The sequence below is a fragment of the Lachnoclostridium sp. An196 genome (assembly GCF_002160135.1).
Classification (GTDB): Bacteria; Bacillota; Clostridia; order Lachnospirales; family Lachnospiraceae; genus Hominiventricola; species Hominiventricola avistercoris.
Genome location: NZ_NFJZ01000009.1, coordinates 55160 through 70494, shown reverse-complemented (window position 1 = coordinate 70494; position 15335 = coordinate 55160). Strand labels below are relative to the sequence as shown.

The following is a 15335-nucleotide window of genomic DNA, read 5'->3' as shown; positions in this document are numbered from 1 at the left end:
TTTATATAATTATCCTACGACCGCGGCCATTCTTTTTCCATTTACAAACAGGGACGAATGTCAGAAAACTGATCATCCGTCCCTGTTTGTAAAGTTAGTAAAACTTCACGTCCGTCTTTGCCCGGCAAAATTCCGGATAGAACCGGAAATATTGCCCTGCATGGTAATACTGATCTTCTCCACGATCTTTGCATAGTCCGCTTTCATACCGCCCTGAATCCAGTCCAGCATCACACCTACAAAACCGTATTTGTAAAATTCCGCGATAAATGTCTTTTCCTCTTCCGTTACAGCGAATCCTTCCGCCTTCTCATCCACAACACACCGAATCAGCCCGTACGTCAGTTTATACAAATAATTCTCTATCTTTTCACGACTGATGCAGCGATACGCGTTCATCACAAACGGCTTATTCTCCAGCACAGCTTCAAAAATCTGCAAAAAACCTTCCTGCCAGGTATCATAAGTCTTCTTTCCTTTCAGCGCCTTCACCGCATCTTCATAACAGACCCATTCCACCAGATCATAAATATCCTGAAAATGATAATAAAAAGTCATCCGGCTGATTCCGCTGTCAGCGGCCAGATCCTGAATCGTGATCCGATCCAGAGGTTTTTCCAAAAGAAGTTTTTTCAGCGACGCTTCCAGCGCCTGTTTGGTTCTATTAGGCATATACTATCCTCTCTTCACATATTATCGGCTGTTTTCTATTGATTTTAACTTATCAGAAAATATGGGTCAAGAGCACAGGCAGCGAACTGGTATGGTCAATTTTATCAAAACTGGATATTTTAAAGAATCCAGATGTATTTTATGATGAGAATCAACGTAAACAACAACCATTTAGAAAGGACGTAATACTATGTACAACATCATGACCCCCGGCCCCACTCAGGTCCGGGAAAATGTAAGACTATCCAGAAGCCTCACCTGTACTAACCCGGATCTGGATCCGGAATTCTATACCTTTTACAAAGAAACCTGCGAACTGATCAGCTCGCTCCTGCGCACTCGGAACCGCAGCCTGATCCTGGGCGGAGAAGGAATCCTCGGGCTGGAAGCTGCCTGCGCTACCCTGACAGAGCCGGGCGACCGGGTTCTTGTCCTGGATAACGGAGTATTCGGCAAGGGATTTGCTGATTTTGTAAAAATATATGGCGGAGACCCGGTACTCTATACCGCGGATTACCGTCGTGCCCTGGATGCGGACGCGCTGGAAACATATCTGAAAAAAGATCATGATTTTAAATACGCCACCGTTGTCCACTGTGATACCCCCAGCGGCATGCTCAACGATATTTCACGTATCTGCCCTTTGCTGAAGCGATACGGCATCCTGACTGTCGTCGACTCTGTCTCCGCCATGTTCGGGGAAGAGATCCGGGCGGATGACTTTGGCACAGACATTCTCTGCGGGGGATCACAGAAAGCGCTCTCCGCGCCTCCCGGACTTGCTTTCGTCACCATAAGTCCCGACGCCGACGCCGCCATGCACGGCAGGAAAACACCGGTGGCTTCCTTCTATGCCAATCTTCTGACTTTTGACAACTGGTATGAAAATCAGTGGTTCCCGTATACCATGCCCGTAAGCGACATCCACGGGCTCCGCGCAGCTCTGGAAAATGTGAAAAATGATCCGGACTTTCTGAACCGCCATGCCAGAATCGCGGAAGCCTCCCGCGCCGCCGTCACCGCAGCCGGTCTCCGGCTCCATCAGGAAACCGGATTTTCCAATACCGTCACCGTTTTCGACGTGCCGGAAGGAGTCTCCGCAAAAGATATCCTGAATACCGTGCTCCGGGAATACCGCATCATGCTCGCAGGATCCTTCGACGTTCTGGCGGGTCAGGTCATCCGCCTGGGACATATGGGAGAAAATGCCCGTCCGGAAAAGATGGCCGCAGTCTTCCATGCTCTGGACCAGGTACTGCCTTCTCTGGGCGTGACGCTGAACGCAGAAATGGAAGAGATTTTCCTGCGGCATCTCTCTCAAGGAGCTGTGAAAGATGCGTGAAAACGGTTTATTAAAAGATCCCCTGCCGCGATTGTTCCTCCGCTTTGTGGTTCCTGCCATGATCGCCATGGTACTGGACGGTATTCAGGGCATTGTGGACGGACTCTTTCTCGGCAATTATGCGGGAGCAGACGCCATGGCAAGCGTAAATATCGCCAACCCCTACTTTCAGATTATCATCGGAAGCAGTATGGTGATCTGTACCGGAACCATGAGCGCCGCGGGAAGAGCGCTGGGCGCCGGCGATCAAAAGCGCGCGAAAAATATCTATCATTCCGCGCTCCTGGTGCTGGCCGTACTTTCCATCCTGATCCTTCTGGGCGGACTATGCTTTTCCGTCCCCATTGCCCGATTTCTGGGAGCAAATGAGGTACTGCTCACAGGTTCCAGCCAGTATATCCGTATCCTGGCATGTTTCGCCCCGGTGATTGCTTTTAAGATCCTTTTCGGATTCTCGGGACGTCTGGTGGAAAAGCCCCGGCTCTACCTGGCCGGCACTGTCACCACCATATCCTGCAACGTAATTCTGGATTATCTGGCTGTGGGCGTGCTGGGCCTGGGCATACCCGGAGCCGCGGCAGCCACCGGTCTGGCTTATCTGGGAGGACTGCTGGTGGCGTCTTCTCCTATGTTCCGCCGGGAAACTGTCCTGAATGTTTTTGACGGCCATTTTTGTCCGCGTGAAATCCTCCATGCCGCTTTCAATGGTTCTTCCGAAGGCGTTACCTACGCAGCCGCGGCACTGACCGTTTTCCTGATGAACCGTTCTTTTATGGCCTATGCAGGAGAAGACGGCGTGGCTGCATTTACTATCATTAATTATATAGGGAACTTCGTCACACTGCTCATGTTCGGCATGTCCGACGGGATCAGTCCCATTCTGAGCAGCAATTACGGGGCAGGAAATCTGGACCGGATCCGAAAGACGCGGACCGCCGCCCTTATCTCCAATTTTATCATGGGGGCCATGCTTTTTGGCGTCTTCTGGATCTTCGGAAGGCAGCTGATCGGTCTGTTTCTGGACCGGGAACAGAGCGGTACCGTGATCGATATGGCCGTCCGGGGAGCCAGAATATACGGGCTTTGTTTTCTCGCCAGCGGATTTAATATCGTCCAGTCCGGCTATCACACCGCTCTGGGCGACGCTGTAAGCTCTATTCTCATCGCGGCAAGCCGGGGAATCATCTTTGTGCCTGTCGGTCTTCTCCTGTTCTCCCGCCTGCTCGGTGTGGACGGAGTGTGGTTCTCCCTTCCTTTTGCTGAGATCGTCACCGTCGGCGTCTGTCTGGCGATTCATTTCATAAAAAATAAAAACTCTGTTACCTTTTCTCCTTCTGAATCGTGTTATAAGTGAAAGGGCCTTTCAAAGAAACAACGAAAAACCGAGGAACCAACTTATGAGACAATCGCTGGAAGAACTGATTGAGCTTCATCAGAAAAGCCTGTACGCGGCGGCGTTCAGCGTCTGCCGCAACATAGACGACGCCAACGACGCCGTCCAGGATACATTCATTCAGTACTATACTTCAAAAAAACAATTTCACGACGGGGAACACCTGAAGGCCTGGCTGCTGCGGGTGGCGATCAACCGCGCGAAAGACATCTCCGGATCTTTCTGGAAAAGGAACAGGATCTCCATAGAGGACTGCATGAACGAACTTCCTTTTGAAGACCAGGAAGAGCATGCTCTGTTTGAAGAAGTCATGAAGCTCCCGGAAAAATACCGGGAAGTGATCCATCTCTACTATTACGAAGACCTTTCCGCCAGAGAGATCGCCCGGATCCTGCGGATCACGGAAGGCAGCGTGAAAATGCGTTTGTCCAGAGGACGAAGTTTCTTACGGGACGTATTAAAGGAGGAAGAAGCATGACGGATAAAGAACGCTACCAAAAAGTATTTGACACAGTATCTTCCTTCGGAATGGAACATTTGGAGGCGGATAAACTTATGAAAAAAACAAGAAAACATGCTTATATGGGAACTGCTGCCGCTATCGCCGCTGCCCTTCTGATCGCGGGCAGCACCGGGGTCGCCTATGCAGCCAATGTGGGCGGCATACAGCGCACCATCCAGCTCTGGATTCATGGAGACCAGACTGACGCCGAGCTTGTCATCGGTGAAAACGGCGAATATAATGTCGCCTGGCAGGAGGAAGACGGCTCCACACAGTCCATGGGCGGCGGAGGCATCGCCATCGAACCGGACGGTACAGAACGTCCTCTCACAGAAGAAGAGATCCTGGAAGAGCTGTACATGCCGGAAGTGGAATACAAGGACGACGGAACCGTCTGGGTATACTATTACGACCAGGAAATCGAAATCACCGATCTGTTTGAAAACGGTATCTGCCGTGTAAAACTGGTAAATGGAGAGGAAACCCTTTATATGACAGTCGAATATGACAACGGATATTCCGTGAGTCCCGATAAATATCCGGATCCGGATTCCTTCAATTAGATATGCCGTCCTGTACAGTTACAATCAGATAAAATATCTTCGTGCCGCTCTGTCAGACGCCCCATCCGGCAGGGCGGCATTGTTTTGTCTTGTTAAGCTGACAGACGCGCCATTATAATGGTATTATCTGTATAGTTCCAGATATGCGAGGACACAGTTATGACAAACCGAATCTTGAAAGCAGTCAGATGGCTGCTGGCAGGGCTGCTCTGCAGCGCATTGACCATAATCTCTTTTCAAATTGAATATAACACTCCCCGGCACGATCATTGTCGAGGATATCTTCAAAATGAATTCCGGCGGATGTGTAGTCACGGGTACAGTACAGGGAGGATTTTACGTGGGAGAAAAAGTCCGGATCACAGACCGCACGTTCACAATTTTGGGCTGACTAAAAAACTTAGAAAATTAGCACTCACCTCTTGTTAGCTGCGATTGGTTTTTGTCCCGTGTCATCAAGTGCCGCAGATCCTTATTTTCAGGGATTCTGCGGCATTGATGTAAAAAATTGATTTGTAACTAACAGAGCAAAGATTTTTGATAAATGCTTGACTGTAAACCTTGTTTATAGCTTATTATTAAGTAAAATAGAGTTGCTTGAAAGAGGGAATGCATAACATGACTATAAAAGACGTAGAAAAACAAACAGGTTTATCCCGTTCTAATATCCGTTTTTATGAAAAGGAAAAACTTATTGATCCTTCGAGAAATGAAAGTAATGGTTATAGAGATTATTCTGAAAATGATGTGGAAAATATAAAGAAGATTGCATATCTACGTACATTGGGAATTTCTATTGAAGACATCCGAAATATTATTTCCGAAAAAGCAACATTGAAGGATACGCTCGAGAAGCAGTATGAAGTATTAAAAAGTCAGATTACTGATTTAAATAAGGCGAAACTCATGTGCGAAAAAATGCTGGATGAAGAAAGTATTAGTTATGAAAAATTACAGGCAGAACAGTATATAACCGATTTGCATGACTATTGGAGAGATAATCAAACTGTTTTCAAACTGGATTCAGTCAGTTTTTTGTATATATGGGGAAGTATGCTTACTTGGACAGCGATTACCGCACTGTGCTTGATTATTGGGGCTTTGTCTTATTCTAAGCTGCCGACAGAAATTCCGCTACAATGGAGTAAAGGAGTGGCAACATCCTTGGTTAATAAAAACTGGATTTTTATTTGTCCGGTTATATGTATCATAATCCGTTATATATTAAAACCCTTTATCTATGTGAAATTGCAGATGAACAACTATTATGGAAAAATTATAACAGAGTATATAACAAACTATATGTGTTTTATTGTGCTGTCAGTAGAAATTTTCTCCATACTTTTTACTTTCGGAGTTGTAAAAAGTGTTGTTGCACTGTTATTTGTGAACACGACAGTTTTTATTGGATTGTTAGCAGCTGGTTTGTTAAAAATGGATTTGAGAGGGAAAGAAATTTAACATTCACAATTAACGTTCACAATTTTTTCACAAAAGAATTAGCACTCACCTCTTGACAGTGCTAACAAGAAGTGTTATAGTACAGCTAGAACAAAGGAAAGGGGTTCAAAAGAAAGATCTCCTCCACCTGGTTCCGACAAATAAAATTGACTATAAAAGATATAAAAGGAGCGATGATTTATGTTGATGCCTAGTATTTTTAATGATAACTTATTTGATGATTTCTTCGATTTTAACTATCCGACTTTCCGGTATGATACGACCGAACTGATGAAGACCGATATCAAAGAAACGGATAACGGTTATGAAGTGACGATGAACCTTCCGGGCGTAAAGAAAGAAGATGTGAAGGCAGAGTTGAAAGACGGTTACCTGACCATCCAGGCTTCTTCCAATACCAGCAAGGATGAGAAGGACAACGATGGCAGATATATCCGCCGTGAACGTTACGCCGGAACCTGCAGCAGAAGCTTCTATGTGGGCGATGCAGTAACTCAGGAAGACATCAAGGCGAAATTCGAGAACGGAACCCTGACACTGGATATCCCGAAGAAGGATGCAAAACCTGCTGTAGAGCAGAAGAAATATATCTCGATCGAATAATACATTTTCCCTCCGGAGTCATCCGGAGGGGCGGATAATCTGACATGTACAGTTTTTGATTGGTTCAATGAATCGACAAGGAGGAATGATTTATGTTAATGCCCAGCATTTTTGGTGAAAACTTATTTGATGATTTCTTTAATGATTTCCCGTTCTATAATGACAGGGATATGAAAAAAGCAGAAAGGAAACTGTATGGACACAGGGCTAAAAACCTGATGAAGACCGATATCAAAGAAAAAGGCGACAGCTACATTCTGGAGATGGATCTTCCGGGATTCAAAAAAGACGAGATTCAGGTGTCCCTGGAAAACGGTTATCTGACCGTTCAGGCCGCAAGAGGCGTAGACAAGGACGAACAGGAGAAAAAGACCGGCAGATATATCCGTCAGGAACGGTATGCCGGAGCCTGTGAGAGATCCTTCTATGTGGGCGATGATCTGACCCAGGACGACATCAAAGGAGAATTCCATCACGGCGTACTGAAGCTGACGATTCCGAAAAAAGAGGCCAAACCGGCAGTGGAACAAAGTAAATACATTTCCATCGAAGGTTGACCTTTCATATATATTATGTAACTCCTATATCTTCTGCCCCGCCTCCGGTTTTCCGGAGGCGGATTTTTACTGTCCGTCAAACGGATGTCCGGTCAGTACTTCATAAAAATGGTCGTTCTGTGGTGTATCCAGTCCATGCTTTCTGCCCAGGCTGCAGACCAGTCCCGCGAACAGATCCACTTCTGTCGGCCGTCCTTCTCTGGTATCCTGTCTCATGGACGGCTCTCCTTCCGGAGAAAGAGAATCGATCAGTTTCACCCATTCCCGGATCTCTGCCGTGGTCAGAGGGATGCCCTCCGCGCACGCGGCCTGTCTCGCTTCCTCCATAGCTGCCAGCATGGCGTCCCGGTGCTCTCCCTCCTGTTGGACTCCGCCGTAGCTGATGCCGCATACGGCACAGACCTGATTGACGCCCACATTCAGCATCCATTTGCTCCACTGCTGATGAATAATATCATCCGGGATCACATATGGAATACCGGTCTGGAGAAATAATTCTTCCAGACGCGCGGTAGCTTCTGTCCGTCCATTTTCTTTTTCTCCGAAAGCAATGGACCCCGCCCGGGTATAAGTCAGTTGGTTTCCGGTACGGGTGGCATCCATACCCTGTACGGTACAGTACAGCAGATGCGCCGGATGCAGGATCTGCTCCAGCACTTCTTCCGAGGTAACCCCGTTGAGTACCGACAAGACAATCGTATCCTTCCCGCACGCTTTTGCCGCGTTTCCTGCAGCATCTGCAAGTCCGTGATATTTTGTGGCAAAGATCAGAAGGTCCATCTCTTCTGCTTCACCGGCATCCATATAGAGGAAATCGCAGCGTTCCCCATTGGCATACACACCGTCTTTCTGGTAACGCTGTATCCGATCCCTGTCCGCGATCACATACACATGTCCTTTCCCCAGAGCATCCTGGAACAATTCCGCATACATAATACCCAGCGCTCCCAGGCCGACGATTCCGATCTTCTGAATCATTTCACTTATCCCTCCTGTCATATCATCCTATCCCAACGCCACATCAAGCGCCATCATCACTGTAAATCCCAGCGCGAAAAGCACCGGACCGATATTGGAATGTTCTCCCTCCGACATCTCCGGAATCAGTTCTTCCACTACCACATACATCATGGCTCCGGCCGCGAAGCTGAGCAGGTACGGGAGTGCCGGAACCACTATCCCTGCTGCCATTATTGTGAGAAATGCTCCAGCCGGCTCCACGATCCCGGAAAGAGCGCCGTAAAGAAACGCTCTCCCTTTTCCAACTCCCTCAGAACGAAGCGGCATGGAAATGATCGCTCCCTCCGGGAAATTCTGAATCGCAATGCCCAGAGACAACGCCAGCGCGCCCATAAGGCTTAATTCTGCCTCACCGGCCATCCAGCCTGCATACACCACTCCCACCGCCATTCCTTCCGGAATATTATGCAGAGTGACCGCCAATACCAGCATTGTCGTCTTTTTCAGCTGTGTGCACGGACCCTCTGCCTGATCGCAGTTCATATGCAGATGAGGCACAATATGATCCAGCAAAAGCAGAAAAAGGATTCCCAGCCAGAATCCTGCTGCCGCCGGTACAAATGCCAGCTTTCCCATCCCCTCCGCCTGATCCATGGCAGGAATCAGAAGGCTCCAGATGGAAGCTGCGACCATCACCCCGGCTGCAAATCCGGTCAGAGCTTTCTGCACCAGCCGGTTCATATTCCCTTTCATGAAAAAAACACAGCCTGCTCCCAGCGCAGTCCCCAAAAAGGGAATCATTAATCCTCGAAAAACCTCTAAAGTCATACATTCCATCCTTTCGCGTAACATTTGTTACTGCCCTTGCAATCTTTTAAAGATAAACTATAATAAAATATATTAATATCCAGAAAGGAGTCTTTCATTATGAATATAACTATAACGACTATAACCAAAGATAATTTCCGACAGGAAGTACTGCAGTCTTCAAAACCTGTCCTGGTAGATTTCTGGGCATCCTGGTGCGTTCCATGCAAGATGCTCGCGCCTACGATTCAGCAGATTGCGGACGAGATGCCGGAACTGAAAGTCTGCAAAATCAACATTGACGAGGAGATGTCTCTGGCACAGGACTACCAGGTCATGAGCATCCCCACATTGATTTTATTTAAAAACGGACAAGTTTCCGCACGAACCATGGGAAATATGCCGAAACAGATGATCAAGCAGGAGCTTGGACTCTAAACTCCTGCCTGTTTTCTCGCCTGTTTCACAATATCGGTTCCCGCGACGGCACCCTCGTAGACCGCTTTCGCGATCTGGAGCATGCCTCCGTTGCAGTCTCCTGCAGCATAAAGTCCGGGAACCGTGGTTCTCATTTTCTCATCTGTCACCACATGATTATCTTCTGTCTGCGCGCCGATTTTTTTCGCCAGATCGCTTCCTCCGGCTGTCCCGTACGCAACAAATACGCCGGATATCCTGACCTGACTTCCATCCTTAAAGGACACAGATTCTACGCAGTCTGTTCCTTCAATCTTCTGAATTTTCTTGTCAATCACCGTGATCTCTTCCGGAAAATCCGCAGTCAGTTCCGCGCCGTCGGTCAGAAGCGTCACGGAAGACGATGTGGGAAGCAGTACTTCCGCTTCATGAAGAGCGTATTCTCCGCTTCCCAACACTGCAACCGGCTTCTGACGGTAAAAGAACGCATCGCAGATTGCACAGTAACTGACGCCTTTTCCTTCCAGCTCCCGAAGTCCCGGAATCTTTGCCGTCTTTCTCTGCACTCCGGTGGCAAGCACCACATAATCTGCGGCAAAAACTCCCTTTGTGGTCTCCACGGTCAATTTTTCCTCATATCCAAGACTCAGAACTTCCGCATCCAGAAATTCTACGCCGACTTTTTTCGCGCCCTCGATCCCGTTCCGTTCCAGTTCCTCTCCCGAGATCAGATCCGGAAATCCATAATAATTCTGTATCTTGTCCGTCTTACCCAGAGCTCCGCTTCCTTTGGAAATCACTCTGGTCGCAAGACCGCCCCTCGCTGTGTACAGCGAAGCAGAGACTCCGGCCGGTCCGGAGCCAATCACGATCACATCCGCCATCTATTTTTCTCCCTGTTTCTGTCATATTATCGCACCGGCAGGTTTTCCCCGCAGTGCACGCTCGATTCCGCACTGCTCATTGGCATATGAACATTATACCCTAAGTTTCATGTTATGTACAGGGGGCATCTTTCAACGCCGGAGACGGAAATAGTATGGATACACTCACAGGATTTATGCTATACTTTAAAATAGAAAATCGGAATATTTTTATTGGAGGATGAAGATAAATGGATGCCGATACTCTGATGTTTTTTGAACAGCAGCCGGATGCGCTGCCGTTATATGAAACTTTTTCGGAGGCAGTATTAAAACGATATCCGGATACAAAAATCAAAGTGCAGAAAACACAAATTACATTTACAAACAGGCATATCTTCGCCTGCGCTTCTTTTCTTCGTGTAAGAAAAAAGAAAGAATTGCCGAATCCATATCTGGTAATCACACTGGGGTTGTCCTACCCATTGGAATCGCCCCGCGCAGCGGTCAAAACGGAGCCTTATCCCGGACGGTGGACAACCCACATTGTGATTGAAAAAACAGAAAATATCGATCAGGAACTGCTTGGATGGGTCGACGACGCATACCGGTTTGCGGAAAACAAGTGAAAGGCACCTCGATTTCACTGTTTTCACGCCAACTACCGCTTCATAATTTACACAGCAAACCTCCTTTGTCATGCCCTCGGGCTTTGGCTTTGACACCAGACGCACAGATTTCCCGCTTTTTCCGGATCCGCCATCCCCCAGAATCGCCAGAAATTCTCCGACCTCCAGTGTGAAATTGATCTTCTTCAGAACCTTCGGCCCGCCCTGATAATGAAACTGCAGATTCTCTACACTCAGCATTTCTGCTTCCCTCCTTTGAACAGAAGATGCAGAAACAGAGGCGCGCCCAGTACAATGATCGCAAAGGCCGCGCCTCCTTCTCTGCAAACATATTTTCTCCCGTCTGCGGCGTTCATACATGTTGTTATGATTGTCAACCAATTATTGACATTGGTTGATATTTTAGTTATACTGACTCCATAACATACACCGGCAATCTTTTCCGGTACCAAAGAAAGAAGGTATTTACTATGACATTCTCTTCATCTGCGGCAGGTTCCCGCACATCGGTACAGGCGCTCGCCATAACCGGCATGTTTACTGCTGTCCTCGCCGTACTGTCCATCCTTCAGATCCCCATGCCCTCCGGCGTACCGGTCACGCTCCAGACTTTTGCCGTCTCCCTCTGCGGATATGTGCTCGGGGCCAGAAGGGGGACGCTCTGTGTAGCTCTTTATCTGCTGTTAGGCATCATCGGCTTGCCCGTATTCACAGGCATGACTGCCGGAATCGGGCGGATCTTCGGATTCACCGGAGGATTTCTCTATGGTTTTCTTCCTCTGGCTCTGGCCTGCGGACTCGGCTCCCGCGCGCATCATCCTGCGGCAGCATTTCTTTCCGGTCTTCTGGGGCTGGCAATATGCCACCTTCTGGGCGCCGTCCACTATTCCATAGTGGCAGACTGCGGTGTATGGCAGGCTTTTCTTCTGGTTTCCCTGCCCTATCTGATCAAGGACGTCCTGTCTGTGGCCGGAGCCCTGGTGGCCGCTCTGATCCTCAGAAAAACCATGAATCGCGCCGGGATCACAATCCTGTAAAAGTCAAAAACCTCGAGACGATTCCGGTGTATTGATATGAGACCGGAATCTCCTCGGGGTGTATTGCATCTGTTACGTCTGCTCTGTGTTCAGTTCTTTCAGGACAGCCGCACAACCCTGGTACATATGCGGTCTAGCAGTTCCCGGTCGTGGCTCACCGCCACCAGGCCGATCTCTCTCTGCTCTGTCTCTCTCAGAAGAAAATCCCAGATCTGACTCTGAGTAATCAGATCCAGCATGGTGGATATCTCGTCTGCCAGCAGGAAACATGTCCTCTTTCCCAGCGCCCGCGCGATGCTGAATCTCTGCAGCTCCCCTCCCGAAAGCTCTCCCGGGAAACGCCTCATCCAGTCGTCTTCAATCCCCAGTTCCCGCACAATCCGCTCTTCCACCTGGTCTCCTTCCAGGATCACTTCTTTCATGCGCAGTCTCGGATTAACCGCAAATTCCGGCTGCTGCCAGATCATCTGCACCGGACAGTACCCTTTGTAAGAAGACAGCGGCCTGCCGTCCAGCAGGATCTCCCCCTCGTCCGGCTCCAGATATCCGGACAGCAGTTTGCACAGGGTCGTTTTCCCAAAGCCGCTGGGGGCCTCCAGACCGACTCTTTCCCGGCTGTCTATGCTCAGGCTGAAATGGTCCAGGATCTGCCGTCCTTTTTCTTCATACTGGTAAGAAACATTTTTTATCTCCAGTGTCATATCCTATTCTCCATATCCTGTCCGGGGATCAGAAGCCGGGTTCATTCCGCATACAGGCAGCGCACCCTGCCTCCCCGTATTTCTTTATAAGGAATCTGCCCCCGGCAGGCTTCCGTGCATTGTCCGCACCTGGGCATGAACGGACATCCTTCCGGCATATTTTTCACATAAGGCTGGCTGCCCGGTATGAACTGGAATCCGTTTTTCGGCATGGCCCGCCACAACGCCTTTGTATAAGGATGGCGAAGTGTTTCTTCTTTCTCAAAATCTCCGACCCCGGCTTCTTCTATGGTGGTGCCCGCATAAAAGACGGCAATCCGGTCCACCGTCTCCAGGGCCAGCTCCAGATCGTGCGTGATGATCAGCACTGCGGCTCCCATATCCGCCAGTTCCCGAAAATGCCGCATGGCGCGTTTGGCCACCTTCAGATCCAGCCCCGGCGTGGGTTCGTCCGCGATCACCAGTCGGGGATTCTCGATCATGGCCGTGGCGATCAGCACCCGCCGGTTCATGCCTCCCGACAGTTCAAACGGATACAGATCCTCCACTTCTTTTTTTAAGTCATATCTTTTGAATATATCATCCAGTCTCTGCCTGGTCTGCGCGTCTTTCCGGCCTTTTCTGATCTGGTATCCCACCTTCGCGAACGGGTTCAGATAAGAAAGACTCTGCGGCACCAGGACAATCTCATTTCCCCGGAGACGCGCGATCCGGTCCGCGGTCAGTTCTTCTCCGCGATAAACGATCTTTCCTCCCATGGACGCGTTATAAGGCAGGACGCCCATCACGCCGTGGGCAAGAAGACTTTTCCCCGATCCGCTGGAGCCTACTACCGCCACGATTTCGCCTTCATGCACTTCCACATTAAGATCCCGGATCGTAGGAAGCTCCACCTGACGCATGCCTCTGTCGTACTGTGTAAACGATATATTCATATGTTCGATTTTCAGAACCGGAACTTTCATCTTGGTCTGTCCTCCTCCCGTAATATCCCGGATCATGCGCCTACTGATGCACGCTGTTCGGATCCAGCAGTTTTCTCAGGCTCTCGCCCATCACGTAGAACATGACGACTGTAAATACCAGCAGGAGCCCCGGGAAGAGAGCCAGCCACCATTTTCCCGTCACCAGGTACTTCATGGCTTCCGAAAGGACGATGCCGATGGCGGGCTGTTCCGTAGAAAGGCCGAACCCTAAAAAAGTAACGCTGGATTCATGCAGGATGGCATGAGGAAAGAGCAGCACCAGTCCGACGATAAACTGGGGGATAAGATGGGGAAGCATATGTTTTCCCGCGATATACCATCTGCCTTTTCCCAGCCTGCGGGCGATCTGGATATAAGGGCTTTCCCTCAGCTGGATGACTTCCGCGCGGATCAGACGCGCAAGAGAAGGCCAGTGGGTCAGGGACACACCGATGATCACACCCCGCAGACCCTTTCCCAGAGCCACGGATATCAGGATCAGCAGCAGGATATGCGGCACTCCCATGATCAGGTCGATCAGGAAACTGATCACGCTGTCCGCCGCCTTTCCCATCGTGGCGGATGTGATCCCCAGAACCAGGGCTACGGCCGCGCTGACCGCCGCGGAGAGGATTCCGATCCATATGCTCATGGAAAGCCCCTTCAATGTCCGCGCCAGCATGTCTCTGCCCAGCCAGTCCGTTCCGAAGGGATACCGGAGGCAGGGCGGGATATTCACACGGGAAAAATCCGTCACTCTGGCAGTTTCTGTGCTCAGGCTGCCCCATATGCATACCACCGCAAGAAAGGTAAGTGAAAAGCCCAGTCCTGCCAGCACCCGGATTCTGCGGTTGCCCATTTTCATTCTGCCGTCCCCCCTCTCCGTATCCGGGGATCAATGACCCCATACAGAATATTGGCGGCCAGATTTCCTCCGAAAACAAACAGCGCGCTGACAATCGTGATCGCCATCAGAAGCGGCATGTCGCTTCCCAGACCCGCCGCAACCGCCGCCTGCCCCAGGCCGGGATAGGAAAAGACCTGCTCCACCAGCACGGAGCCGCCGAATATCTCGCTGATCGACGCGAAATGGAGCGTAACCGCAGGGAGCAGGACTCCGCGCAGAGCATAGCGCCGGAGCAGTCTGAGACCTTTCTCCCCCCGCATCCTTGCAAAAAGAATATAGTCGCTTCCCATGACCTCGATCATCTTCTCCCTGGTATGCAGCGCAATATTGGAGATTCCCGTAATACTGAGCGTAAGCGCCGGGAGCACCGCATGGTAGATCCGGTCCGCCAGAGTCACCCCGCTGGCCTCCACTCCGATGGGAACGCTCAGGCCTATGGGGAACCATCCCAGCCAGACGGCGAAGACCATCAGCAGAAGCAGCGCCAGCCAGAAAGCCGGCGTACTGGAGATCACCAGGCAGTATCCTTTGATGCATTTATCGACCAGCCTGCCCTGGTTCATACCGGCCAGAGCGCCCAGGGCAAACCCCAGGATTCCGGACAATATCCAGGCCATCACCATCAAAAACAGCGAATTGGACAGTTTGACCGCGATCACCCTCGTCACCGGCTGGCGGTAAAGCAGGGAAGTACCCATATCTCCCCGGATAAAATCTCCTGCCCACGACAGATATTGTTCCACCGGGGACGTATTCACGCCCCAATACTCTTCCAGCTTTTCCCTCTGTTCCTGGCTCATGCTTCCCAGGGCCGCCTGACCCACATTCGCCTGCAGAGGGTCTACCGGGGAAGCTTTCATCAGCCCAAACGTAACAATACTGATGCAGATGACCAGCAAGGTCATCCGCACCAGATTTTTTAACAGAAAAACAGGCCATCGTCTGTTCATATCCGC

General features: G+C 49.9%; 18 protein-coding genes. 10 read left to right on the top strand and 8 right to left on the bottom strand.

Annotated features, from left to right (window positions below; genetic code table 11):
* Positions 1-105: 105 nt before the first annotated feature.
* The gene (locus B5F29_RS11330; RefSeq protein ID WP_087154746.1) at positions 106-672 is read right to left on the bottom strand and encodes a TetR/AcrR family transcriptional regulator; all 567 of its coding nucleotides are present in this window, start codon (positions 670-672) and stop codon (positions 106-108) included.
* A 190-nt stretch (positions 673-862) separates the two neighbouring features.
* On the opposite strand from B5F29_RS11330, the gene B5F29_RS11325 reads away from it, so the two are divergent.
* The 7 genes from B5F29_RS11325 to B5F29_RS11295 all read left to right on the top strand — a co-directional run bounded on the left by B5F29_RS11325 (position 863) and on the right by B5F29_RS11295 (position 7093).
* Positions 863-2014 carry a pyridoxal-phosphate-dependent aminotransferase family protein gene (locus B5F29_RS11325; RefSeq protein ID WP_087154745.1) on the top strand — a complete coding sequence of 384 codons (1152 nt, stop codon included), beginning with the start codon at positions 863-865 and terminating at the stop codon, positions 2012-2014.
* Entirely contained in the window at positions 2007-3368 is a 1362-nt protein-coding gene (locus B5F29_RS11320; protein ID WP_087154744.1) for an MATE family efflux transporter, read from the top strand. Before B5F29_RS11325 ends, B5F29_RS11320 begins: the two co-directional genes overlap by 8 nt.
* Before the next feature lie 43 nt (positions 3369-3411).
* On the top strand, positions 3412-3885 hold the full coding sequence (locus B5F29_RS11315) for an RNA polymerase sigma factor (RefSeq protein WP_087154743.1): 474 nt from the start codon (positions 3412-3414) through the stop codon (positions 3883-3885).
* Positions 3882-4472 (top strand): hypothetical protein, encoded by a 591-nt coding sequence (locus B5F29_RS11310; protein WP_087154742.1) that lies wholly within the window; start codon positions 3882-3884, stop codon positions 4470-4472. Before B5F29_RS11315 ends, B5F29_RS11310 begins: the two co-directional genes overlap by 4 nt.
* A gap of 618 nt (positions 4473-5090) precedes the next feature.
* A complete protein-coding gene (locus B5F29_RS11305) occupies positions 5091-5933 on the top strand; it encodes a MerR family transcriptional regulator (protein ID WP_087154741.1) in 843 nt (280 codons plus the stop codon).
* A 180-nt stretch (positions 5934-6113) separates the two neighbouring features.
* Positions 6114-6536, top strand: coding sequence for an Hsp20/alpha crystallin family protein (locus B5F29_RS11300; protein ID WP_087154740.1), 423 nt, complete (start codon positions 6114-6116; stop codon positions 6534-6536).
* 92 nt (positions 6537-6628) lie between these two features.
* Positions 6629-7093 (top strand): Hsp20/alpha crystallin family protein, encoded by a 465-nt coding sequence (locus tag B5F29_RS11295; protein WP_087154739.1) that lies wholly within the window; start codon positions 6629-6631, stop codon positions 7091-7093.
* Between the two features lie 66 nt (positions 7094-7159).
* Here the strand turns inward: B5F29_RS11295 and B5F29_RS11290 are convergent, their stop codons facing one another.
* Both B5F29_RS11290 and B5F29_RS11285 read right to left on the bottom strand, forming a co-directional pair.
* Positions 7160-8071, bottom strand: a complete 912-nt coding sequence (locus B5F29_RS11290) for a ketopantoate reductase family protein (protein WP_087154738.1) — start codon at positions 8069-8071, stop codon at positions 7160-7162.
* A 27-nt stretch (positions 8072-8098) separates the two neighbouring features.
* Complete coding sequence (locus tag B5F29_RS11285) at positions 8099-8881, bottom strand: ZIP family metal transporter (protein ID WP_087154737.1); 783 nt, start codon at positions 8879-8881, stop codon at positions 8099-8101.
* Positions 8882-8986: 105 nt separating this feature from the next.
* On the opposite strand from B5F29_RS11285, the gene trxA reads away from it, so the two are divergent.
* Positions 8987-9298, top strand: coding sequence for a thioredoxin (gene trxA, locus B5F29_RS11280; protein WP_087154833.1), 312 nt, complete (start codon positions 8987-8989; stop codon positions 9296-9298).
* Here trxA and B5F29_RS11275 read toward each other — a convergent pair.
* Positions 9295-10161 (bottom strand): NAD(P)/FAD-dependent oxidoreductase, encoded by an 867-nt coding sequence (locus B5F29_RS11275; protein WP_087154736.1) that lies wholly within the window; start codon positions 10159-10161, stop codon positions 9295-9297. The two genes, trxA and B5F29_RS11275, sit on opposite strands and share 4 nt — an antisense overlap.
* Before the next feature lie 230 nt (positions 10162-10391).
* On the opposite strand from B5F29_RS11275, the gene B5F29_RS11270 reads away from it, so the two are divergent.
* Together B5F29_RS11270 and B5F29_RS11265 are read left to right on the top strand one after the other, a co-directional pair.
* The gene (locus tag B5F29_RS11270; RefSeq protein WP_087154735.1) at positions 10392-10769 is read left to right on the top strand and encodes a DUF5655 domain-containing protein; all 378 of its coding nucleotides are present in this window, start codon (positions 10392-10394) and stop codon (positions 10767-10769) included.
* A 470-nt stretch (positions 10770-11239) separates the two neighbouring features.
* Entirely contained in the window at positions 11240-11806 is a 567-nt protein-coding gene (locus B5F29_RS11265) for a biotin transporter BioY (RefSeq protein ID WP_087154734.1), read from the top strand.
* Positions 11807-11904: 98 nt separating this feature from the next.
* Here the strand turns inward: B5F29_RS11265 and B5F29_RS11260 are convergent, their stop codons facing one another.
* The 4 genes from B5F29_RS11260 to B5F29_RS11245 are packed head-to-tail and all read right to left on the bottom strand — an operon-like array spanning position 11905 to position 15329.
* A complete protein-coding gene (locus B5F29_RS11260) occupies positions 11905-12507 on the bottom strand; it encodes an ABC transporter ATP-binding protein (protein ID WP_087154733.1) in 603 nt (200 codons plus the stop codon).
* A 41-nt stretch (positions 12508-12548) separates the two neighbouring features.
* The gene (locus B5F29_RS11255) at positions 12549-13472 is read right to left on the bottom strand and encodes an ABC transporter ATP-binding protein (protein WP_087154732.1); all 924 of its coding nucleotides are present in this window, start codon (positions 13470-13472) and stop codon (positions 12549-12551) included.
* 40 nt (positions 13473-13512) lie between these two features.
* Positions 13513-14337 carry an ABC transporter permease gene (locus tag B5F29_RS11250; RefSeq protein ID WP_087154731.1) on the bottom strand — a complete coding sequence of 275 codons (825 nt, stop codon included), beginning with the start codon at positions 14335-14337 and terminating at the stop codon, positions 13513-13515.
* Entirely contained in the window at positions 14334-15329 is a 996-nt protein-coding gene (locus B5F29_RS11245) for an ABC transporter permease (protein ID WP_087154730.1), read from the bottom strand. The genes B5F29_RS11250 and B5F29_RS11245 overlap by 4 nt, the downstream gene beginning before the upstream one ends.
* Positions 15330-15335: the final 6 nt, after the last annotated feature.